Source organism: Lentzea sp. CA-135723, from assembly GCF_050936595.1.
Classification (GTDB): domain Bacteria; phylum Actinomycetota; class Actinomycetes; order Mycobacteriales; family Pseudonocardiaceae; genus Lentzea.
On record NZ_JBNJMK010000001.1, the window covers coordinates 704,579 to 725,860 of the forward strand.

The 21,282-nt window shown below is 71.4% G+C and carries 19 protein-coding genes; 9 read left to right on the plus strand and 10 right to left on the minus strand.

Annotation, left to right across the window (positions count from 1 at the left end; translation table 11 throughout):
• Nucleotides 1-106: 106 nt before the first annotated feature.
• Both ACQEU1_RS03025 and ACQEU1_RS03030 read right to left on the minus strand, forming a co-directional pair.
• Nucleotides 107-484 carry an STAS domain-containing protein gene (locus tag ACQEU1_RS03025; RefSeq protein WP_433195946.1) on the minus strand — a complete coding sequence of 126 codons (378 nt, stop codon included), beginning with the start codon at nucleotides 482-484 and terminating at the stop codon, nucleotides 107-109.
• 54 nt (nucleotides 485-538) lie between these two features.
• A complete protein-coding gene (locus ACQEU1_RS03030) occupies nucleotides 539-1,699 on the minus strand; it encodes an ANTAR domain-containing protein (RefSeq protein ID WP_433195948.1) in 1,161 nt (386 codons plus the stop codon).
• 372 nt (nucleotides 1,700-2,071) lie between these two features.
• On the opposite strand from ACQEU1_RS03030, the gene ACQEU1_RS03035 reads away from it, so the two are divergent.
• The 3 genes from ACQEU1_RS03035 to ACQEU1_RS03045 all read left to right on the plus strand — a co-directional run bounded on the left by ACQEU1_RS03035 (nucleotide 2,072) and on the right by ACQEU1_RS03045 (nucleotide 4,226).
• A complete protein-coding gene (locus ACQEU1_RS03035) occupies nucleotides 2,072-2,284 on the plus strand; it encodes a hypothetical protein (RefSeq protein ID WP_433195950.1) in 213 nt (70 codons plus the stop codon).
• Nucleotides 2,285-2,456: 172 nt separating this feature from the next.
• On the plus strand, nucleotides 2,457-3,974 hold the full coding sequence (locus ACQEU1_RS03040) for a catalase (protein WP_433195952.1): 1,518 nt from the start codon (nucleotides 2,457-2,459) through the stop codon (nucleotides 3,972-3,974).
• 75 nt (nucleotides 3,975-4,049) lie between these two features.
• On the plus strand, nucleotides 4,050-4,226 hold the full coding sequence (locus ACQEU1_RS03045; RefSeq protein WP_433195954.1) for a CsbD family protein: 177 nt from the start codon (nucleotides 4,050-4,052) through the stop codon (nucleotides 4,224-4,226).
• Nucleotides 4,227-4,304: 78 nt separating this feature from the next.
• Here ACQEU1_RS03045 and ACQEU1_RS03050 read toward each other — a convergent pair whose 3' ends face one another.
• Nucleotides 4,305-7,934 carry a family 78 glycoside hydrolase catalytic domain gene (locus ACQEU1_RS03050; protein WP_433195956.1) on the minus strand — a complete coding sequence of 1,210 codons (3,630 nt, stop codon included), beginning with the start codon at nucleotides 7,932-7,934 and terminating at the stop codon, nucleotides 4,305-4,307.
• Between the two features lie 280 nt (nucleotides 7,935-8,214).
• Complete coding sequence (locus ACQEU1_RS03055) at nucleotides 8,215-9,096, minus strand: family 43 glycosylhydrolase (protein WP_433195958.1); 882 nt, start codon at nucleotides 9,094-9,096, stop codon at nucleotides 8,215-8,217.
• On the opposite strand from ACQEU1_RS03055, the gene ACQEU1_RS03060 reads away from it, so the two are divergent.
• Nucleotides 9,089-9,505, plus strand: coding sequence for a winged helix-turn-helix transcriptional regulator (locus tag ACQEU1_RS03060; RefSeq protein ID WP_433195960.1), 417 nt, complete (start codon nucleotides 9,089-9,091; stop codon nucleotides 9,503-9,505). The genes ACQEU1_RS03055 and ACQEU1_RS03060 overlap by 8 nt on opposite strands.
• 102 nt (nucleotides 9,506-9,607) lie before the next feature.
• Complete coding sequence (locus tag ACQEU1_RS03065; RefSeq protein ID WP_433195962.1) at nucleotides 9,608-10,654, plus strand: putative adhesin; 1,047 nt, start codon at nucleotides 9,608-9,610, stop codon at nucleotides 10,652-10,654.
• Nucleotides 10,655-10,672: 18 nt separating this feature from the next.
• Here ACQEU1_RS03065 and ACQEU1_RS03070 read toward each other — a convergent pair whose 3' ends face one another.
• From ACQEU1_RS03070 to ACQEU1_RS03080, 3 genes are all read right to left on the minus strand, one after another.
• Nucleotides 10,673-12,313, minus strand: coding sequence for a CocE/NonD family hydrolase (locus ACQEU1_RS03070; protein ID WP_433195964.1), 1,641 nt, complete (start codon nucleotides 12,311-12,313; stop codon nucleotides 10,673-10,675).
• Between the two features lie 62 nt (nucleotides 12,314-12,375).
• The gene (locus tag ACQEU1_RS03075) at nucleotides 12,376-13,608 is read right to left on the minus strand and encodes an acyltransferase family protein (protein ID WP_433195966.1); all 1,233 of its coding nucleotides are present in this window, start codon (nucleotides 13,606-13,608) and stop codon (nucleotides 12,376-12,378) included.
• 134 nt (nucleotides 13,609-13,742) lie between these two features.
• A complete protein-coding gene (locus ACQEU1_RS03080; protein WP_433195968.1) occupies nucleotides 13,743-14,108 on the minus strand; it encodes a hypothetical protein in 366 nt (121 codons plus the stop codon).
• 194 nt (nucleotides 14,109-14,302) lie between these two features.
• Here ACQEU1_RS03080 and ACQEU1_RS03085 point away from each other — a divergent pair, with 194 nt between their 5' ends.
• Nucleotides 14,303-14,803, plus strand: a complete 501-nt coding sequence (locus ACQEU1_RS03085) for a hypothetical protein (protein ID WP_433195970.1) — start codon at nucleotides 14,303-14,305, stop codon at nucleotides 14,801-14,803.
• 32 nt (nucleotides 14,804-14,835) lie between these two features.
• Here ACQEU1_RS03085 and ACQEU1_RS03090 read toward each other — a convergent pair whose 3' ends face one another.
• Both ACQEU1_RS03090 and ACQEU1_RS03095 read right to left on the minus strand, forming a co-directional pair.
• Nucleotides 14,836-17,067, minus strand: a complete 2,232-nt coding sequence (locus ACQEU1_RS03090) for an NB-ARC domain-containing protein (RefSeq protein ID WP_433195972.1) — start codon at nucleotides 17,065-17,067, stop codon at nucleotides 14,836-14,838.
• Between the two features lie 142 nt (nucleotides 17,068-17,209).
• Nucleotides 17,210-17,872 (minus strand): response regulator transcription factor, encoded by a 663-nt coding sequence (locus ACQEU1_RS03095; protein WP_433195974.1) that lies wholly within the window; start codon nucleotides 17,870-17,872, stop codon nucleotides 17,210-17,212.
• A gap of 396 nt (nucleotides 17,873-18,268) precedes the next feature.
• On the opposite strand from ACQEU1_RS03095, the gene ACQEU1_RS03100 reads away from it, so the two are divergent.
• A complete protein-coding gene (locus tag ACQEU1_RS03100; RefSeq protein ID WP_433195976.1) occupies nucleotides 18,269-19,351 on the plus strand; it encodes a hypothetical protein in 1,083 nt (360 codons plus the stop codon).
• Between the two features lie 28 nt (nucleotides 19,352-19,379).
• Here ACQEU1_RS03100 and ACQEU1_RS03105 read toward each other — a convergent pair whose 3' ends face one another.
• Nucleotides 19,380-19,835 (minus strand): CAP domain-containing protein, encoded by a 456-nt coding sequence (locus tag ACQEU1_RS03105; protein ID WP_433195978.1) that lies wholly within the window; start codon nucleotides 19,833-19,835, stop codon nucleotides 19,380-19,382.
• Between the two features lie 110 nt (nucleotides 19,836-19,945).
• Between ACQEU1_RS03105 and ACQEU1_RS03110 the strand changes: the two genes are divergently transcribed.
• Both ACQEU1_RS03110 and ACQEU1_RS03115 read left to right on the plus strand, forming a co-directional pair.
• A complete protein-coding gene (locus ACQEU1_RS03110) occupies nucleotides 19,946-20,296 on the plus strand; it encodes a YbaB/EbfC family nucleoid-associated protein (protein ID WP_433195980.1) in 351 nt (116 codons plus the stop codon).
• 4 nt (nucleotides 20,297-20,300) lie between these two features.
• The gene (locus ACQEU1_RS03115) at nucleotides 20,301-21,242 is read left to right on the plus strand and encodes a hypothetical protein (protein ID WP_433195982.1); all 942 of its coding nucleotides are present in this window, start codon (nucleotides 20,301-20,303) and stop codon (nucleotides 21,240-21,242) included.
• The last annotated feature ends 40 nt before the right edge of the window (nucleotides 21,243-21,282 follow it).

Genomic DNA, 21,282 nt, shown 5'->3' on the forward strand with positions numbered 1-21,282 from the left:
CTCACTGGAGGTGTCTCCCACCGTAATCCTGATCTTGTGGGCCTACAAGTCGGGCGGTCCTCGGCCGTCCGCACGGCGAGGCACCGAGTTCGTGCCGTTCGCCGGGTCAGACGCTGCGGGCGTGAGCGCGCACCGCCTCCCGCACCGTCGCGTGGCGCGGGAAGAGGCCGGTCAGGCCGGTGACCTCCAGCGAGGCCAGGACGCGCGGCGAGATCGCGGCGAGGTGCACGGGCACGTGCTGGCTCGCCGCCAGTTCACGGGTGTCGAGCAGCACGGCCAGGCCGGACGAGTCGAAGTACGACACCGCGCCGAGGTGGACGACGAGCGCGGCGGGACGGCGGCGCAGCTGGGCCGCGAGCACCGCGTTCAGCGCGGGCGCGGTGTGCGCGTCCACGTCACCGCTGATCGTGACGACGGGGATGCCGTCCTGCAGCGTCGTGCGTGCCGACCAGTCGTCCTCGCTGTGCGGTAGAGCGCGTTTCATCTCGGAACTCCTCTGGAGGTGTTCACCGAGCTGTTTGCTCAACTCGACGCGGGGCTAGGCGGGCTTGCCGGGTTTGCCGATGCCGTCCGGTTGTTCGGCGAGCGTCCTGGCGAGGTCGACGAGCTTGACGTTGAGGTCCTGCGAGGTGCGGCGCAGCACGTCGAACGCCTCGTCCGCGGTCATCCCCCTGCGGGCCATGAGGATGCCCTTGGCCTGACCGATCACGTCCCTGCTGTCGATCGCCCGCCGCATCTGCTCGGTGTGCAGGTCCGCGAGCTCGACCGCGGTCGTGTAGGCGAGCGCCAGGGAGGCGTGCGCGGCCAGCATCAGCGCGGTGTGCCGGTCGCGGCCGTCGAGGCCGCTGACGCGCTTCGAGTAGACGTTCAGCGCGCCGCCCACGGCGGTCGGCCGTTGCGGGTGCAGGTCGGTCGACAGCACCGAGGCGAACCCGTGCCGGGTCGCCTCCTCGGCGAAGTGCGTCCAGCGGGGCTCGGACGCGAGGTCGTCGCTCGCGGCGAACCCGGGACCGTCGGGCAGCGCGGCGTCCACGCAGGGGCCGTGGCCGCTGCGGTACTGGGCCTGGTCGAGGCTCTCGGCCACCGCGTCCGTTCCGACCGGCGTGAAGAACCTGCCGTCGGTGCCGCGCAGGGTCACGCTCACCATGTCCGCGCCCGCGATCATCGTCTGCCCGGCGCTCACGATCCGTTCGAGCGCCGCGCCGACGGTCTTCACGCTCAACAGCATCTGCGTCAACGCGGCGAACTGGCCCCCGAGCGTGTCGTCGGCACTGCGCGCCGAGGCGAGCAGCAACGCGTTCTGCACGCCTGCGGGTGCCCTCTCCACCGCGTCGTAGACCTCCACGCCCTCGGGCAGCGCGGCGATGCGGAGGGTCGCGGCCGCGGCTGTGGCCGGGTCGACCACCACCTCGCAGCGCACACCCCGCTCCCGCAGCGCCTCGACGACCGCGAGCAGCCCACGCCTGCCGGCGGCGCTGAGCAGCTCCACCTCCCGCAGGTCGAACACGACCGACGCGGGGGAGGCCGGCGCGGCCACCGCGGCACTCAGGGCGGCGTCGTCGGTCAGCGGGCCGTCCAGCGCGCCGGACAGGCGCACGACCAGGGCCGGTTCGAGCTGGTGCACGGAGATGGTCAGTTCGGTCACCGCGGACTCGTCTCCGGCGGGGCCGTGCGCTTCATCGGCGGTCCCTTCGCTCACGCTCTGGTCCTTCCCCCCACCACACCACCACTGGACGAGGAGCGAAACCCAAAAGCGAAGACGGTACTCCGAATGCGAACACCGCCGCGCCGCCCGAGATGCGTCATCCACCCGGCTACACCGGCCCTGAAGTGGCGAAACATCCGCCTGGACGCGGCCCGGCGGGTTTGCGCCGAGATTCGCTTCCGGGGCTGCGGGACCACGCTCGACGGACGACCACTCGACGTGCCGGACGTGCTCGACGAGAGGAGACGACCCGGATGACGACGTTGCGCTTCGACAGCTCGGACCTCGGCGAGACCGCACAGCGGCGGCATCGTCGGCAGTTCTTCCCCGACGGGACCGAGGGCACGTTCGGAGCGCGACGTCTTCATGTACGCGCCGCACGACCGCCCGTACGCGGGCGTCATCCGCGGCACGACCTACAGGTCACGCGCGGTGCCATCGCCTACGTCGACGCCCACGCCGGCCGGTGTCACCGTGGCGGCGATCGCGGCGGCCTGGGGGTTCACCCCGAAGGCGAGGTTCGCCCACCACTACCGGCGGCAGTGCGGAACCCTGCCCGGACACACCCTGCGCACCTGACCTCGAAGTCGTCGCGGTCAGCGCGCGTCGCACCCCGAGCCGTCGGCAAGATCACTCGATCGAGCAGGTTCCCGGCGGCGTCGCGGGTTTGCCCGGCGGTCGGGAGGTCGATCCGTCCGGAGGTGCGGCTCGTGTCACGGCCGCGCCCGCCCCGCGACGCTGAGAGGACCCGATGGCTGACCAACCCACCACGACCACCGACGCCGGCATCCCGGTCGAAAGCGACGAGCACTCGCTCACCATCGGCCCGGCGGGCCCGATCCTGCTGCAGGACCACTACCTCATCGAGCAGATGGCGCAGTTCAACCGGGAGCGCGTCCCGGAACGCCAGCCGCACGCCAAGGGCAGCGGCGCGTTCGGCCGGTTCGAGGTGACGGCGGACGTCTCGCGCTTCACGAGGGCGGCGGTGTTCCAGCCGGGCACGACGACGGACGTGCTGGCGCGCTTCTCGACGGTGGCCGGTGAGCGGGGGAGCCCCGACACCTGGCGCGACCCGCGCGGGTTCGCGGTGAAGTTCTACACCTCCCAAGGGGTGTACGACATGGTCGGCAACAACACGCCGGTGTTCTTCATCAAGGACCCGATGAAGTTCCAGCACTTCATCCGCTCGCAGAAGCGCCGCGCGGACAACAACCTGCGCGACCACGACATGCAGTGGGACTTCTGGACGCTCTCGCCCGAGTCCGCGCACCAGGTGACCTGGCTGATGGGGGACCGGGGCATCCCGCGCACGTGGCGGCACATGAACGGCTACAGTTCGCACACGTACATGTGGGTCAACGCGGCCGGTGAGAAGTTCTGGGTGAAGTACCACTTCAAGACCGACCAGGGAATCGAGTTCTTCACCCAGGACGAGGCCGACCAGATGGCCTCCGCCGACACGGACTACCACACGCGCGACCTGTTCGAGTCGATCGCGGGCGGCGACCATCCCAGTTGGACGCTCTTCGTCCAGCTGATGCCCTTCGACGACGCCGCCGGGTACCGGTTCAACCCGTTCGACCTGACCAAGGTCTGGCCGCACGCGGACTACCCGCTCACCGAGGTCGGCAAGCTGACGCTGGACCGCAACCCGACCGACCACCACGCGGAGATCGAGCAGGCCGCGTTCGAGCCGAACAACCTCGTGCCCGGCATCGGCGCCAGCCCGGACCGCATGCTGCTGGGCAGGCTGTTCGCGTACGCCGACGCGCACCGCTACCGCATCGGCGCGAACTACAAGCAGCTTCCCGTCAACGCGTCCAAGTCGCCCGTGCACAGCTACAGCAAGGACGGGGCGATGCGGTACACGAACGTCACCGACCCCGTGTACGCGCCGAACTCGAAGGGCGGGCCGCGCGCGGACGCCGAGCAGTACGGCCCGGCGGCGGGGTGGGCCGCCGACGGCGAGATGGTGCGCGCGGCCTACGTCGCCCACGCCGAGGACGACGACTGGGGTCAGGCCCGCACCATGGTCCGCGAGGTGCTGGACGACGCCGCACGGACCCGCCTGGTCGACAACGTGGTGGGACACCTGCTCAACGGCGTCTCCGAACCGGTGCTGGGGCGTGCTTTCGAGTACTGGCGCAACGTCGACGAGGAGATCGGCAAGCAGGTCGAGGAAGGCGTCCGGGCCAAACAGGACGAGAAGGACCCGAAGGCGGAGAAGCAGGCGAACCCGGCCAGGGAAAGCATGCAGCGCAAGGCCTGACCCCGTTTCGACGCGGCTGTTTCGGGCACCCACAAGAGAGACGTCGAAGCCAGGTTCGGATGCAGGGAGGACGCCATGGGCGCCGATGACAAGCTCGAGGCCAAGGGCGATCAGCTCAAGGGCGAGGTCAAGGAGACCGCCGGTGAGCTGACCGACGACGAGGGTCTGCAGGCCGAGGGCAAGACGGACCAGGCCAAGGGCCACGTGAAGGAAGCGGTGGAGAAGGTCAAGGACGCGTTCAAGAAGGACTGAACGGCCTGACGCGCCACCAGAAGCGGCCTCCGCACCGGGTGCGGAGGCCGCTTCGCGTTCAGCCCGCCGGGCGGCGGATCACCCGCCGGCGGGTGCGGTGAACACGTGATCACCGGCGGGCACGTGGAACGACGCCGCACCCGATCCGTACCCGAGCGGAACGGCGGCGGCCGGAGCCGACACCGCCGCCGCGCTCCCCGCAGGAACCCGCACCACGGCGGACGTTCCGGTGGGCACCACGACGTGCAGGCTGAACCGCCCGCCCGCGGTGCTCCACTCGCTGAGCGCCTCGCCGTACGGGGTGCGGTGCGACGACCGCGCCGACGTCAGCCCGCCGCCCGGTTTCGGTGCGACGAGCAACGACCGGTAGCCGGGGGAGGCGGAGGTCAGCCCTCCGACGGTGCGGTAGAGGAACTCGCCGACGGACCCCATGGCGTAGTGGTTGAACGAGTTCATCCCGGGGTCCTGGAACGAGCCGTCCGGGCGGATGCTGTCCCAGCGCTCCCAGATCGTCGTCGCGCCCTTGCCGAGGGTGTAGCCCCAGCCGGGGTAGTCCGGCTGCATCAGGATCTGGTACGCGACGTCCGCGCGGCCGTGCTCGGCCAGCGCCGGCAGCAGGTGCGACACCCCGACGAAGCCGACCGTCAGGTGGTTGTTCGCGGCGCGCACCCTGGCCACCAGTTTGTCCACAACGGACTGAACGCGGTTATGCGGCAGCAGCCCGAACGCCAGCGCGAGCGAGTAGCCCGTCTGCGTGTTGCCGGAGACGGTGCCGTCCGCGGCGACGAGCCGGTTCGTGAACGCGGCCGAGACCTGGTCGGCGAGCGTGCCGTAGCTCGTCGCCTCCGCCGTGCTGCCGATGGCCTGCGCCATCCGCGACACCAGGCGCGCGGACCACGCGAAGTGCGCCGTCGAGATGACGTTGCGCGGGGTGTCGTCCTGCACGTTGAGCCAGTCGCCGAACCCGCCGCGGTCGCGGATCAGCGAGGCGTCCGCCGTCGAACGCAGGTAGTCGACCCACCTCGTCATCGCGGTGAAGTGCTCCTCGACCACCCGCAGGTCTCCGTAGCGCTGCCAGAGGGTGTAGGGGACGATCACGCCCGCGTCACCCCACGCCGCCGTGCCCGCGCCCATGTTGCTGACGTCGGGCGCGACGTCCGTGAACGCGCCGTCGGGCCGTTGGGCGTCGACGAGGTCGTCGGTGTACTTGTCGAGGAACGCCGACACGTCCAGGTTGTGCGTCGCGGTCGGGGCGAACGACGCGATGTCGCCGGTCCAGCCCAGCCGTTCGTCGCGCTGGGGGCAGTCGGTGGGGACGTAGAGCATGTTCGAGCGTTGTCCCCACACGATGGCGTTCTGCAGCTTGTCGAGCATCGCGTCGGAGGTGTCGAACCCGCCGATCTCCGCGCCGGCCGTCCAGGCGGCCCTGCCGGTGATCGTGTCGAGCGTCGGCGTGCTCGGCAGCCCGGTCAGTTCGACGTAGCGGTAGCCGTGGACGGTGAACCTCGGTTCGAACGTCTCGGGCTGGCCCGTGCCCGCGAGCACGACCTGGTCGGTGACCTGTGCAGCCCGCAGGTTCGTGGTGTAGAGCGTGCCGTCGGGGTTGAGGACCTCCGCGTGGCGCATCGTGATCGTGGTGCCCGCGGGACCCTGCACGCGGAGCCGGTTCCAGCCGGAGAAGTTCTGGCCGAGGTCGAAGACCCACACGCCAGGCTTGGGCTGCGTCAGCGCGACCGGCCGCAGGTCCTTCTGCACCTTCGTGCCGGCGTCGACCTGTGCCACGAGGTTCGGCATCGCGCCCTGCCGCACCTGGGCGGTGCTCCAGCCGCTGTCGTCGAACCCGGCGGCGTCCCAGCCCGGTGTCGCGAGCCGGGCGTCGTGGTGCTCGCCGTGGTAGAGGTCGTCCGCGGTGACCGGGCTCGGCTTGTACTTCCAGGTGCCGTCCGTGGCAACGGTTTCCGTCGTGCCGTCCACATAGGACAGGATCAGCTGCGCCGAGTACCACGGCTGGGTGCCGTAGAACCTGTTGCCGCCGATGCCGAGGCTGCCGGAGTACCAGCCGTTGCCGAGCCACGCGCCCAGTGCGTTGGTGCCCTGCCGGATCCGGCTGGTGACGTCGTGCACCTTGTACTGCACGCGTTTGGTGTAGTCCGTCCACGCCGGCGCCAGCACGTCGTCGCCGACCTTGGCGCCGTTCAGCTGGGTCTCGTGCAGGCCGAGCGCGGTGGTGACCAGCCGGGCGCTGCGCACTGCCTTGCTGACCGTGAAACCCTTGCGCAGCAACGGAGCCGGTTGCGGCACGGTGACTTGGTCACCCCACGGCGCCCCTCCGATGCCGGCCAGCGCCATCGCCTGAGGCCACGCGCTGTCGTCGAAGCCCGGCTGCTCCCACCCGGCCGGGGACTGGGTGGACGCCTTCCAGGTCCCGTCGGTCCGCGTCACGACGTCCCCGGCCGTCAGCCTCGCCACGAGACCGGCGGGGGAGTCCGAGGTGTTGGCGCTCGCCACGGCGATGGTGTTGGTGCCGGCCCGCAGCCTGCCGGAGAGGTCGATCGTGCCCGCCCGCTTCCAGGAGTCCGCGACCTGCGGGCTGGCGTAGACCTGCACGCCGTTGACCCACACGGTGGCCGTGTCGTCGGCGGTGACCGCGAGCGTCGCGGCGGCCGGGACGGAGGGCAGCGTGAAGGACTTGCGGAAGTACCTGGTCGCCGCCGGAACGCCGCCGGCAGGGGAGCCTTCCGGGTACCAGATCCAGGTCGCGCCCTCCAGGCCCTGGCCCGCGGGACCCCCGATGAACGCCCCGCGCCACTCCGAGGAGACGTTGTAGAGCCCCGTCTCGAACGACGAGACCGCGCTCCACGCGCCACCCCGTCCCAGCGTGTCCCACACGCGCACCCGCCAGTGGTAGGCGGTCAGCGAGGTCAGCGCCCGCCCGCCGTGGACGACGTCGACGGACTGCTCGTCGTGCACCCGCCCCGAGTCCCAGATGTCCCCAGTCCCCGCGTCGGCCAGCGCCCGCGTGCTCGCGACGATCACCTGGTAGGAGCCCTGGCGCTGGGCGGGGGAGGAGGACGCCAGCGTCCAGCCGAACCTCGGCCGCTTCGCGTCCACGCCGAGCGGGGCCACGCGTCGTTCCGTCGTCGTCGAGGCGACGGTCAACGGCGACGCCTCGCCCGGATCGGCCGCCGTGACGCGGTCACCCCACGGCGCCATGCCGTACGAACCGAGGTCCGCGGCCTGGGGCCAGGCGCTGTCGGCCGCGCCGGGCCGTTCCCAGCCCTCGGCCGCGTTCCTGCCCGCCTTCCAGGACCCGTCGGTGATCAGGTCCGCGGCCGCGCCGGCCGTGACGATCCGCGCGCGGGCGACGAGCCCGGCCGGACCGGTGCTGCCGTTGCGCACCGCGATCGCCAGGGTGTTGGCGCCGGTGACGAGGGCGGAGCGCAGGTCGACGGTGACCGCGCGCTGCCACGAGTCGGTGGTGCGAGCGGATGCGGCGAGCGGTTCGCCGTTGAGCCACACGTCCACGGTGTCGTCACCGGCGACGACCAGCTTCGCGTCGCCGACCTGCCCGGCGGGCTGGGTGAAGGAGCGGCGGAAGTAGCGGGTCTCGGCAGGGGCGGAGGCCGCGGGACTTCCTTCCGGGTACCAGATCCAGTGCGCGCCGGAGAGGTCGGCGGGTGCCGCGGCGGCAGGGACCGCGACCACCACCGACGTGACTAAGAGTGTCGTTGTTACTACGCTGAGTATTCTCGTGCGAGCGTGCTGCAGGGATCGACTTCGCATCGCGTGTGCTCCTGGTCAGTGGAGGTCTGTCAGCGCCGGCGGTCGATTGAAACGTTTCAATTCAGTGCTCCACTGACAGTAGGACCGGGTCGGCAACCTCGTCAACGCACGCTCGTCATCCCCGCGCAACTTTCACACTCGCGGAGCCGTGCCGGGAGCGGGGAGGGCCCCTCGCAGCCGAAGGGGCCCTCCCCGCTCCTGCCGGTCAGCGGTGCGCGACGGCGAAGTCGTCGAACGCGGCACCGGTGTTGAAGACGCGGACCCCGTTGGCACCGCTGGTGAAGCTCGTGTCGATGACGGAGATCTTCGGCGTGGTCAGGTCGCCGACGTACACCTTGATCGACGAGCCGACGGCCTCGACCCGCAGGTGGTGCCTGACGTTCGGCCGCACGGTCACCGGTGCCGACGCGAGCTGCGTCCAGTTGTTGTCGGCCTTGCCGAGCACGACGCGTCCGTTGCCGGTGATGCCGGCGTAGTAGCCGCGGTATGCGTCCGTGCCGGTGGTGGCCTGCGTGGCGCGGAACACGACCCCGCTGTCGCCGTTCGCCGACCTGGGCGTGATGTCGGCGTCCTGCACGAAGTCGGTGAAGTTCGTGTCCAGCAACGACTTCCCGCCGTACGACGCGCCGGTCTCGTACCGTCCGCCGCTCGCCGTCCAGGTGCCGCCGTGCGTGGTCCAGCCGATGGCGTTGTTGTCGTCGAAGTTGTCCTCGACCCGCATGGTGACGGGCTGGATCGTGCCGTCGGCGTTGAAGGTCATGCGGTCGTAGGCGAGCTGCCGGTCGTTGGCGCCGGAGCGGCTCAGCGGACGGCGGTGGTAGGCGATGTACCAGATGTCGGTGCCGGGCACGTTGATCACGGAGTTGTGGCCGGAACCCCTTGCCACGGCGGAATCCTGGGTGAGCACGCGGCCGAGTTCGGTGAACGGGCCGGTGGGCGAGTCGGAGATCGCGTACGCCACGGCGTAGTTCGGGCCGGTCCAGCCGTCCTCGGACCACATGAAGTAGTACTTGCCGCCGCGCTTGAACATCTGCGAGCCCTCGGTGAAGATGGCCTGACTATCCGAGCGGAGCGCGGCCGTGGACAAGAAGGCACCTGCGGGTAACCCCTCCCGCCCCAACCCGTTGCCGGGCTGCCCGATGGCCGCGGCGTTCGCCGCGATCGGCGGCAAGTGGAAGCTGACCGTCCTGTACTGGCTCGCCCACGGCGAGTCGCACTTCGCCGGTCTGCGCCGCCGGTGCACGCCGATCACGCCCAAGGTGCTGGCCGAGCAGCTGCGCGAGCTCGAAGCCGACGGACTCGTCGACCGCGTGGAGACCGGGCCGGTGCCCGCGCCGGTCATCTACCGGCTCACGCCTTACGGGACAACGGTTCTGCCCGTCGTCGAAGGCGTGCGCGTGTGGGGTGAGACCCACCTCGTGCGCACGAGCGGAGGGACTCCGCTGACGGACGCGATGGGCTGCGCCACCACGACTCCATCCACGGTGGACGGATGACCCATCGGGTTCTCCGTTGCTCCACCCGTGTTCTGCCGGTCACGAATCGGGTGGCGCCGGCGACTCATCCGCAGAGGCAGCGACTTCGGGTGGAGGACCGCGATGGTGGGCGTTCTGATCGGGCACGGCTCGTTCGTCGGTGCGGAGAGCGTGGTGGTGCCGAAAGGGCTGACACTGCACTTCTACGCCGACGAGGGCACGTCGCTGGCGATGGTGAACGTGCTGGAACTGATCAAGGAGAAGCACGACAGGATCCCGATGCAGGTCGTGATCGCGGGGATGTCGGTGCCCAACTACCAGTACGAGCCCCTCAAGGAGCACGAACGGCGCGCGATCACCGCGCTGTACGGGTATGCCGCGCCGGCGATCGTCGTCGGGTCCCGGGAGACGCCGGACGTCCTGAGGTTGTGCTCGAACGTCCCCGGCTGCCCGAAGGACGGGCCGCACACCTGCGACGGCGTGTTCGGCCGGGCCGAGAAGGCGCGGTGGAAGTACCTGCTGGTCTTCTCCTGCCGCGTCGACACGACCAGGAACCTGCCGCCGACGCTCGACCTGATGGCGAGGCACGACAAGCGGGACCGGTCGGTGCACCAGGCGCTGGTCGACTGGGCGCAGGCGTTCGTCGGGCAGGGCGCGGCGAAGCAGGACGAGACGTGGAAGGCGTTGCCCGCGAACGAACGGCTCCGGCTCGTCGCTTCGGACGAGGAGCTGCGCGAGTGGGACGACTGCCGCGCCGTGCGGGAGACGATCAAGGCGGCCGCGGACCCGGTGAAGGCCGCCGCCGTCGCCTCGGACCTGACCAAGCTGCGGCTGATGCGGGACTACCCGGAGCACCGGGCCGCGGTCAGGGCGACGCTGCGCCCCGACCCGTCCGACGCGAAGAGGATCGCGGAGTTCCTGCCCAGGTCGTTCGACGACAAGGTCGACGTGTGGGAGGACCTGACGGTGCGGGAGAAGGCGCGGTGGATGGCCGACCCCGGCGTCACGTACTGGGCCGCCGGGTTCAACGCCTGCGACCTGTTCCGCTACGGCCTGCGGGGTGACCCGCTGCTGGGGCTGCTGCGCGGGCTCGAACCGCAGGCACTCGCGGTCGCGCTGTCCGAGGCGAGGCTGAGCCACCACCTCGCCGACAACTCCCTCCGGGTCTAGCGGCTGCCGGCTCTGGACCTACCTGCGCGGCAACAGGATCGCGGACGGCCGTTCGGCGTCGTGGAAGATCTCGATCTTCGTGGCGAGCGGCCGCGTCGCGGTCTGCACCGGGCCGCCGTCGCCGAGGTTGCGGGCGAACCGCGGGTGCGCCCCGGCCGACACCTGCACCCGGATCCGGTGCCCGCGCCGGAACACGTGCGCGGTCGGTGACAGGTCGACCGTGACCTTCGTGATCCCGTCCGGCCGCACCTTCACCAGGTCGTCGCAGATGTTGACGGACCTGCCGCGTCCGTCCACATCGCACAGACGCACGAACAGGTCGCAGGACGGGCGGTCCGCGCGGAGCCACACCTCGGCGGTGACCTCGCCGATCACCTCGACGTCGGCGTCCAGCACCTCCGAGGTGAAGACGAGCACGTCAGCGCGTGCCTCCAGCTTGCGGTTGTCCACCGGCCCGGCGCCCCGGCTCTCCAGCTTCGGCCCGCCCAGTGACGGTGTCGGGCGGGCGGGGTCGTAGGTGAACGACGTCGGTGCCGCGCCGGCGACCGGGGCGGACCGGAGTTCGCCGGGTGCGAGGTGCCAGCGCTGCGGGGTGTAGCCGGCGGGCGGCCACTGGTCGAAGTCACGCCATTCGTCCACGCCCATCACGAAAAGACGCACCGGCGGCTTGCGCGGGGGTTCGACCCCTCTGGCGTGGGCGGCGGCCCAGCCGACCGTGTCGCCGAGCACCGCGGCCATGCCACCGGTGTGCGCGTGCCACCACGGTCCGACCGTCAGGTGCGCGTCGCGGCCGGCGGCCCTGAGCACCTGGAAGTCGCGGAGCTGGTCGGCGAGGAAGATGTCGTACCAGCCCGCGATCGAGCTGACGGGGATCGTGACGTCGCCGACCGCGGGGGAGTGGTCCTCGTGCTGCCAGTACGGGTCGTTCTGGTCGTGGTGCAGGCATTCCTGGTAGAACGGCCACTGGTGGCCCAGCGCGGCGGTGTCGGCGTCGACCAGTGGGAGCGTGTTCATGGCGTTCTCGACGCGCTTGCGGCCGATGCCCAGCAGCGCCCGCCAGATGCCGCCCGGACGTTCCTGGGTCGCCGTGCTCACCGACCAGCCGAGCAGCGTCTCCAGTTCGGGGCGCCCTGGCCGCAGGAACGCCAGCGCCAGCCGGGCCGACGTCACGTGCGGCACCATCGCCTTGACCTGCGGCGGTGCCTGCGCCGCGATGGCCCACTGGGTGTAGCCGAGGTAGCTGCTGCCGGTCAGCAGCACGTCGTTGCCCCACGGCTGGTCAGCGAGCCACCGCAGCACGGACAGGCCGTCCTCGCGTTCGTGCCGCATCGCGCGGAAGTCGCCGTCCGAGCCGAACGTGCCGCGGCAGCTGACGGTCAGCACGTGCAGCCCGCGTTCCGCGAGCGCGCGCCCGTACAACCAGTCCAACGGCCCGCTGCGCCCGTACGGCGTGCGCACCACTGCCGTCGGCGCGTCGCGCGACGTGCTCTCGTCCGGTGCCCAGTGATTCGCCATGAGGGTCTGGCCGTCGTGGGTGGGGATCCGCAGATCCCGTTCCACGGTGACGTTGCGCGAGATGGCCGGCGGGAGCTTCAGCAGCCGCTGCGCCAGCAGGCCGGCCGTCCTGCCCGCGAGGTCGAACCGAGGTCGTGTGCCCACGGTGATCTTTCCTATCAGGACCGGGACCGGACGTCCGGGAGGACGCGCGTCATCCGGTCCGATCAGTCGGCGCGTCTCGGCACCTCGGCCCGGACCGGGGCGGCCCGGCCGGGCACCTCGTCGCGCAGGTCGCCGCTGTAGCGCAGGCGCTGGCTCACGTGACGGCGCGGGTGCGGCAGCAGCTCCTGGGCCACCGGTGGTCTCAGGTACGAACGCAGCTGCTGGGTCGGCTTCTCGACCAGTCGCCACGACAGCAGCCCCGCGAGGTACGCCGTCGGCACCGCCAGGGCCATCAGCAGCCACGGGTCACGCACCCCGGCCAGCACGTACAGCTGCTGCACCGGCATGCCCCAGATGTACATGCCGTAGCTGCCGTAGACCCACTCGTCGTACCCGGCGAGCCTGCGCGGCCAGTGGTGGGCCCAGGTCACCGCGCCGTAGCCGGCGGCCAGCGGCAGCACGAACCGCGCGGCGGGTTCCAGCGGCGGGGTGAAGTTGGCGATCAGGTACAGCGCGCACAGGCCGTACGCGACCAGCGGCCGGAACCGGATCCGGTCCCGGTAGGAGAAGAAGATCATGCCGAGCACGAACGGCACCATGTACGCGACCAGCGGCGCCAGCGGCAGGCTGAGCACGCCGCCGAAGACCCCGTTGTACCCGACGCGCGCCTGCCCGAACCCGTCCAGCACGACGAACACCGCCAGCACCGCGAAGAGCGCGATCCGGCCTCTGCCCAGCACGCCGGCGAGCCCGGCGGCCAGCACGATCAGGTAGCCGGTGGTCTCCATGGGCAACGTCCAGATGGAACCGTTGACCGACCAGGGGTACGGGTTGTCCACGAACACACCGGGAAGGTTGTGCTGCAACGTGTACAGGCCCGCGTTGTTGACGATGTAGCCCCATGTCCCGTGGTTGCCCCAGTACTCGGCCGGGCTCAGCACCGTCACCAGCGGCCCGATCACGAACGTGGTGATCATCACGACCACGAGCAGGGGAGGCCAGATCCGCAGCGCCCGCTTGAGCAGGTAGCGCCACCACGAGGCGTCGCGGTGCCAGCTGTCCGCGATCTGGTACCCGCTCATGGCGAAGAAGGCCATGAGCGCGAAGTAGCCGGGCGAGAGGTTCCACCGCTCGGGGAACATGCCGATCTCGGCCGGGCGGACCAGCGGGAAGCTGTGCTCGACGACCACCATGGCCGCCCCGATCAGACGCAGCCAGGCAAAACCCGTCTCGATCTTCGCATAGCGCTTCCCCTCGCCGAGCGAGCCGGTGGCCCGCCTCAACACCCTGCGCACGGAACTTGCCCGACCGGTGCCATAGACCTTGCAGACTATCGCGACAGGCGAACGGTTCAGCGCGGGCTGGGCCTTTCGTTTGAACCGACTGTTGTGTCAAGGCCCCGGACTCGGCCCGGGGCCTTGACGCGCGCTCAGCCGCCGTTCAGCGGGGAGACGTTGAAGGAGTAGTACGCCTTCGTCGACTCCGACCGGTTGCCCGGCTCCGGCGGGAAGATCGCGTCGATGAACAGCCCGCCGCCGCAGTCGGGTTCGGAGAACATGTTCAGCACCGAGTTCCCGGTCCTGTTGGCGAGGTAGGTGGCCTTCTCGCCGAGCAGGCCGTGCACGTTGTAGCACTGACGCGGTTTGAGGTCGTGGATGGTCACGGGCACCGGCAGGCTCGGCGCGGACCACACCGCGCGGTCGCCGGGCGGGCACTCGGCCGCGGCCACGCCGGAGGTGGCGAGCACGAGTGCGATGGACGCGCCGAACACGCCGGCGCCGGACACGATCTTCATCAGCGAATCTCCCCACAGTTCAGCCGATCTCCGTTCCGATGCTGCCAGAACGGCTGTCGCGGGGTGGGCGAAACCAGCGGAGCGCCCGTGTCCGCCTCCACGCCGGATGACCTGCCGGGCAGTCCTGCGCGACGACCGGGCGGTCCTCGGGCCGTGACGCGGAGTTCCGGTGCCGCAGCAGGTCTGATGGGCCCATGATCTGCTGGGACCGCTGCGGTGACGTCGTCGTCGGAGTGTTCGACGAGTACGAGATCGTCGTGCTGCGCAGCTACGCGGAATCCTTGCTGCGGCTGCTGGAGCACCGCGCGCGTGCCTACTCGCCCGCCGGGCCGGACACCGCGCTCACCGACCCGCGGCTGCTCGCGATCCTGCGCGACCGGCTCGGGCCCGGCGAGCCGGAGTGGACGCTCGCGTGGCACGAGACGAGCTGCCTCGGGTTCGTGGCCGAGACGCTCAGGGCCGTGCTGGAGACCCTGCCCGAACGCGGCGGCCACGTGCGGGTCGACTCGCGTGCCGGAGCCGAGTCCTGGTTGCGCGCCACGGAGATCTACCTCGTGGTGCTCACCGCGGTGGCGGACGAGGCGGGGCGGGTCGCGGGCAGGGACGCGGAGCCGACGGTCGAGTGGCTCGCCGGGATCGTGGGAGGGCTCACCGCTCTGCTCGCGACGGAGGCGAGGCCTGCGGCACGCGGATGAACTGTGGCCGTGCCGTCCGGCGGGGCGGCCCGTCAGTCCGGCAGCAGCGCGAGCTCCGCCTCCGCGCGGTCCCGTTCGTGCCGCCACTGCGGGCCTCGCAGCAGGTCGCGTGCGAACAGCAGGCACGTGCGCGCGTGCTCGACCTCGCCCGCGTGCCGGCGCGCGATGCCTTCGTGCAGTGCCAGTTCCGCCTCACCGCCGTACCCGGCCTGCTTGGCGATCGTGAGCATCCGCGCCTCGTGCAGCAGCGACGCTGCCTCCTGCCAGCGTCCCACGCCGGACAGGCACGTGCCGACGTGGACGAGCGCCAGCATTCGCACCTGCCGCGCGGTCGCCTCGTTCGTCCGGCCCGCCGCGGCCTCGGCCTGCGCGAGCAGCTCCTGGTGAATGGCGAGCGCCTCGTCGAAGTCGCCCAGGATCTCGAGCACCGTGCCGAGCGCGAGCGACATCCAGAACCGGACGCCGTGGAAGTCGTACCGCTCGGCCATCTCGACGGCACACCGGGCGTGCGGGAGCCCGTCCTGCGGCGCGCCCGCCACCGCGAGCCCGAGCGCGACGCTGGAACTGACGATCGTCGCGCCCCGGTGGTGACCGATCTCGTCGGCGAGGGCGAGTGCCTCCTGCAGCCTCGCGAGGGCGCCGGGAACGTCCGAGCGGCCCCACAGCTGCGCGGACCCGAGCCGGTTCAGCAGATCGGCCTCGGCGGCCCGGTCGCCCAGTGCCCGCGCGGCTTCCAGGCCCAGCCCGAACACCTCGTCCCAGTCGTACCTCGCCTCGCGGCCGAGCGCGTACCAGTGCATCGCCCAGGCGAAGTCGCGGACCTGCTCGTGCCGGCCCAGTGCGGCGGCCTCGCGCTGGGCGGCCTGCCAGTTGCCCGTCTCGCGGTCGAGCCACTCGGTCGCCTCCGCCGACGACACGAACGGCTGACCGGGCGCCGCGTCGCACACCTCGGGATCGAGCGCCTCCGCGGCCTGCGTGGCGCGGGCCAGCAGGTGGGCGTGCAGGTTCGCGCGCAGGCGCTCGCGGTCCGGGTCGTCGGCGAGGCACTCGTCGGCGAAGAGCCGGATCAGGTCGTGGAACTGCAGCCGCCGCGGCCCGGAGGTCACGGTCAGCAGTGAGGCCTGCACCAGTTCGTGCAGCGGCGGGCCGATCTCCATCGCGGGCACGTCCGCGGCCACGGACGCGAGGGTGTCGTCGAAGTCCGCGCCGGGGATCAGGGCGAGCCGCCGGAACACCTGCTGCGCCAACGGGGTCAGCTTCCGCAGCGAGACCTCGAACGCCGAGCGCAGGTGCAGGTCGCCCGCGGACAACGAGTTCAGCCGCACGCGTTCGTCGCGCAGCTGCCGGACGAGGTACGTCAGCGACGACCTCCTGGTGGCGAGCCGGTTGCCGATGATCCGGACGGCGAGCGGCAGGTTCCCGCACAACGACACGATCTCCGCGGCCGCCGCCTCGTCGGCGCGCACGACGCCCGCGCCGGCGATGGACTCCAGCAGCTCGACCGCCCGCGCCCGCGGCAGGACGTCCAGGGTGAGCCGCCGCGCGTGGTCGAGCCCGGCCAGCGCGCCGCGGCACGTCACGATCGTCAGGCCGTGCTCCGCCTTGGCGAGCAGCGGGCGGACCTGGTTCTCGTCGGCGGCGTTGTCGAGCACCACCAGCATCCGCCTGTCCCGCAACAGGGTCCGGAACAGCGACGCGCGCTCGGCGAGCGAGGAGGGCAGCCGGCCGCCGGACACGCCCAGCGCGGTCAGCATCCGTTCCAGGGCGACGGTGGCCGCCACCGGTTGCTGGTCGACCCCGCGCAGGTCGAGCGCCAGGCAGCCGTCCGGGAAGCGGGCGGCGAGCCGGGTGGACGACTCCGCCGCGAGCGAGGTCTTGCCGACGCCGGGAGGGCCGACGACCACGACCACGCCGCCGGTCTCCGCCTCCTGCTCCAGCCGGGCGAGCTCGTCCTCCCGCCCGACGAGCCTCGGCACGGCGGGCAGGGCGTAGAGCACCGTCCTGCTGGTCGACCGGCGCCTGCCCTCCTTGGCCAGCAACAGGAACGACTCGCGTTCGTCACCGGCGAGACCCAGCCCGGCCGCCAGCAGCTCGGCCGAGCGCTCCTGCGGTGCGGAGGCCCTGCCGCGTTCCAGGTCCCGCAGCGCGCGCACGCTCATGCCGGACACGCGGGCCAGTTCGGCCTGCGAGAGCTTCGCGGCGGTGCGGTACCGGAGCAGGCTCTGGCCGAAGGAGGGCAGCGGGGGCGGATCGGCGGCGGTCACACGCGGCATTCAACCGGGGGCGGGCCGCAAGTCAAAGTCGGCACGGCCCAGTCCCGGGCACTTCCTCCGGTGGTTCTGCCGGTGGGGTTCCGGTCGACGCGCACCACCGCGCGGGCAGATCGTCCACTTCGGACTTCGGTGCTCAGATCAGGTCGTGTCGCAACGCGTAGGCCACGGCGTGCGCGCGGTTGCGGAGGTTGAGCCTGCTCAACATGCTGTGCAGCACGTTCTTCACGGTCCGCTCGGAGTAGATCATCCGCTCGGCGATCTCGCCGGTGTCCATGCCGTCCGCTATCAGCCGGATGATCTCGGTCTCGCGCACCGACAGGCCTCCGAGCGTCAGCTCTCTCGGGGCGAGTGTGTTCTCGTGCAGGTGCTTGAGCCCCTGCAGGACCTTGCCGAGCTGCGGGGCCGGCAGGTCGCCGCGGCCCTCGTGCGCGTCGGCGACCGCGCGCAGCAGCCGCAACCGGTTCGTGGCCTCGGCTCTGGGCACGAGCACTATCAGGCCGTGCTCGATCGCGGCCCACATGTCGGACGGGCGCAGGTCGTCCGCGATCAGCACGAGCCGCGCGGTCGTACCGGCGAACACGGCGTGCAGGTCGGTCTCGGGGACGGCGACGACCACCTCGGCGCCGCTGACGTCCTCGACGATCTCGAGGCCGGGGGCGGAGCGGAGCATCGCCAGCAGGCCCGCGGAGATCAGCGGGTCGGTCGCCTGGACCGACACGCGGATGCTCGTGCGGCGGGACCCGGCGACGGTGGCCGAGCGGTGCGGATCGCTCGGCCAGGCAATGTGCGAAGTCATGCGAATAGAAAAGCGGGTGGTGCTCCGCGGTGCCAGGAGAAGAGGGCGGCAGCTTTGGGAGAATGCAAAGCTGCCGGTCCTTTCCTGGCAATCATCTTTACCGAGTTCCGCTCACTTATGGCTGCTGAACTGGCAAGATGGGTGCCTGTCGGATCGTGTGGGCTGGCTGGGCGCGGCATCTTAGGAGCCGTGCAACAGGAAGAGAGATTGCTTAATAGTTCCTTAAGGACTTTGTCTCAAGAGCTCGCCGTGATTGTGGGGACGCCTTGTTCTCGGCCCGTTGGAACACCGAATCGTGACCGTCGGGGTGGAGGATCGCCGCGTTCCTTCGCGACCGGCGCGCGGGCCGTTAGCGTGGACCGGGCCAGCCTCGGCCCGCTGTGGGGAGTTGCCCAGATGACATCGACGTCCCCGCATCTCGGGAGTGACGCCGTCGTGCGGTTCGCCGGCAACGGGATCCGGGTCCTCACCGCGCTGCTCGACGTGTGGCAGGACGTCTCGGAGGTCCACGTCGCGGCGCTCGGCGGCGGTGGTGAGGCGGTGCTGCTCGCGGCCACCCGGGAGATGCGCACCAGGACGGGCGGGCGGGAGACCGTCGCGCGGATCGGCGGCGGCACGGCCCGCGCGGCGATCACCGGCGACGTGGACGTGCTGGTCACCTCGGCCGGGCACGCCGAGGTCCGCGGTGGCGCCACCACGTTCGCGCTCGCGCCCGACGCCGGGCGCACCGTGATCAGCGGGGTCGCCGGCCGGGCCGAGGTGGCCGCGACCGGGTTCGCCGTGTGGTGCGCCGAGTCCGGGTGGCGGATCACCGCGTCGGCGTCGCTGGTCGTGCTCGAACCGGTGGGCGGCGCCTGTCTCGTCTGGGACCGGCGCACCGGTCACCTCGAAGCCGCGGTGTGCCCGCACGTGACGCTGTCCACAAGGGACAGTTCGGTGCCGGGCCCGTGTGCCGCCTGCGGTGCCGGCGTCGACGCCCGGTGGGACGGTGCCGTGCTGGAGATCGACCTCGCGGGAACGCTCGTGCGGTGGGAGGACGGAGTGCTGACGGCCGGCTCGGCGGCGTTCGAGGTGACCGGCGAGGAGCATGTGCGCGTGCGCTGGGACGGCAAGGACCTCGTGCTGAAGGACGACCTCGCGCGGGCGGGCGCGGTGGACGAGGACTGGTTCGTGACGGCCGACGGCCGCGTGCTGACCGGCGGGAGTTCCGTGTCCGCGGCGAGGTCGCTCGACGGCACGCTGGAGGTGACCGTCACCTCGCTCGACGACGAGGGCACCGCGCTGGTGTGGGCGGACGGGGTGCGCGTCGAGGGCGGCGGCCTGCGCGTGGCGCTGGACGCCGAGGGGCGCATGGTGTGCACCACCGTGGCGCGCGCCGACCACTCCGTCACCGTGCCGGCCGATGGCGCCGTGACGATCGCGGTGGGCACGACGACCGTCGAACTGGGCAGGGCGGACGCGGCGCTCGGGGCTCGGTAGCGCTCGGCTCGGCCGGGCTTGACGGGACTCAGTAGCCGAAGTTCTGCGTCCACCAATGGCCGTCGGCGGTGCGCACCACGCCGACACCGACGACCCGGAACCGCGGGTCGAGGATGTTCGCGCGGTGGGGCCGGCTGCGCATCCACGCCTCCACGACCCGCACCGGCGTCTCCTGTCCGAACGCGACGTTCTCCCCGGCCGGGTGGGGAAAACCTTCCGCGGCCATGCGTTCGAACGGAGTGGGGCAGCGCGGCAACTGGTGTGCGAGCAAGCGATGGGCCGCCATGTCGGCGCAGTGCCGGCGCGACGAGCACCGCAGCCGGTCGTCCGTGCCGAGCGCGGGCAGGCCGCGGCGCGCGCGGGTGGCGTTGACCAGCGCGGTGACCCTGTCCTCGAACGTTCTGCGTTCCGGCTCTCTCATGTCCGCGTGCCAGTGCACCACGAGGACCTCCGCCGGTGCGCCGGCAGCGGGGTGAAGAGGCACCCTTCGTACACGTCCACCCTGTCTCCCGGCGGACTCTGTTGATCGGTGCCCGGCTCGTGGCTGTACTCCTCCTCATGCCGGGTCCGCGTTCAGAACAGCTCGATCACCTGATGTCGCGCTATCGCGAGCAGTTCGCCGAACTGCGGGAGACGCAGCGGCGGTTGCGGGAGATCTCCTGCACCGCGACGTCGTCCCGCCAGGTCGTCTCGGTGACGGTGGGCCACGGCGGTGTGGTGCGGGACGTCAAGTTCCCGAGCAGCGCCTACAAACGCCTGACCCCGGCGGAACTCTCCGCCGCCGTCGTCAAGACGATCACCGACGCCCAGCAGCAGGCGGCCCGCGAGGCCGCGGCCGTGGTCGCGCCGACCCTGCCCGAGGGAGTCGACGCGGAGCAGATGTTCACCGGCGACCTCGACCTGCAGCGGGTCCTGCGCGCCACCCAGCGCGAGCCGAGGAAGTGACGGCGTGGCAACGAAATCGACCAACGGCGGCGACGGCACCGGCGACCCGCAGGGCGGCGGCCTCCCGGCCGTGGAGTCCTATCCCGGCCTCACCGGCCACCTCGAGGTGGACACCGACGCGCAGTTCCGCGGCGCCGCCTTCCTCGAGGAGATCGCCGGCACGATCGTCGGCTTCGCCTCCTCCAACAACGGCATCGTCACCTACAAGCCGCTCATCGGCGACGCCGACGACACGTGGGAGAAGTTCGAGCCCGGCTACGTCGAGGGCGCGACCGCCTTCCAGGACTTCATCAACACCCTCGCCACCGCCGGCAAGACGCTCACCGAGAGCGTGCTGCTGTACGCGCAGGTCTGCGCCGGCACCGAGGACGCGGCGCAGCAGATCGGCTTCGGCGCCCTGCTGTTCAACAACAAGGGCGACGCGGGGGACGACGAGAAGCCGTTGCCCCGGCCGAAGCCGTACCTCGGTGGGCCGGATCCCGGTCCCCAGCCCGTGCGGGACGAGGAACAGCCGCGCATGTCGAGGGCGATGCTGGTGCGGACGACGCGCGACGCGGTGCCCGCGGAGCTGGGCTCCGAGCCGGGTGAGCTGGTGCGGGCGGAGCTGAACGCGCGGCCTGCGTCGCTGATGTCCGTGGTGACGTTGCCTGATCGGGAGCCCGGTGAGGTGCTGCCCGCCCGGCTGGGCTCGGAGCCGGGTGAGGTGGTGCCGGCGAAGCTGGGGACGCGGCTCGCGGCTCCGGTCCTCGCGACGACGTTGCCCGACGCGGAGCCCCGCGGGTTCGTGCCCGCGGAACTGGGCACCGAGCCCCTGGAACTGGGTCAGGTGCAGACCGGCACCCCCGCCAGCCGGGACCAGGGCCTCCCGGCGACGTTCGTCTCCGGCCAGGAACTGCCGTCGGTTCCCGGCGAGGTCGTCGTGGTCGAAGAACCGCGCCGGTCGTAACTCACCCACCACGGAAGGGCGTCGGGGACCGGTATGTCGG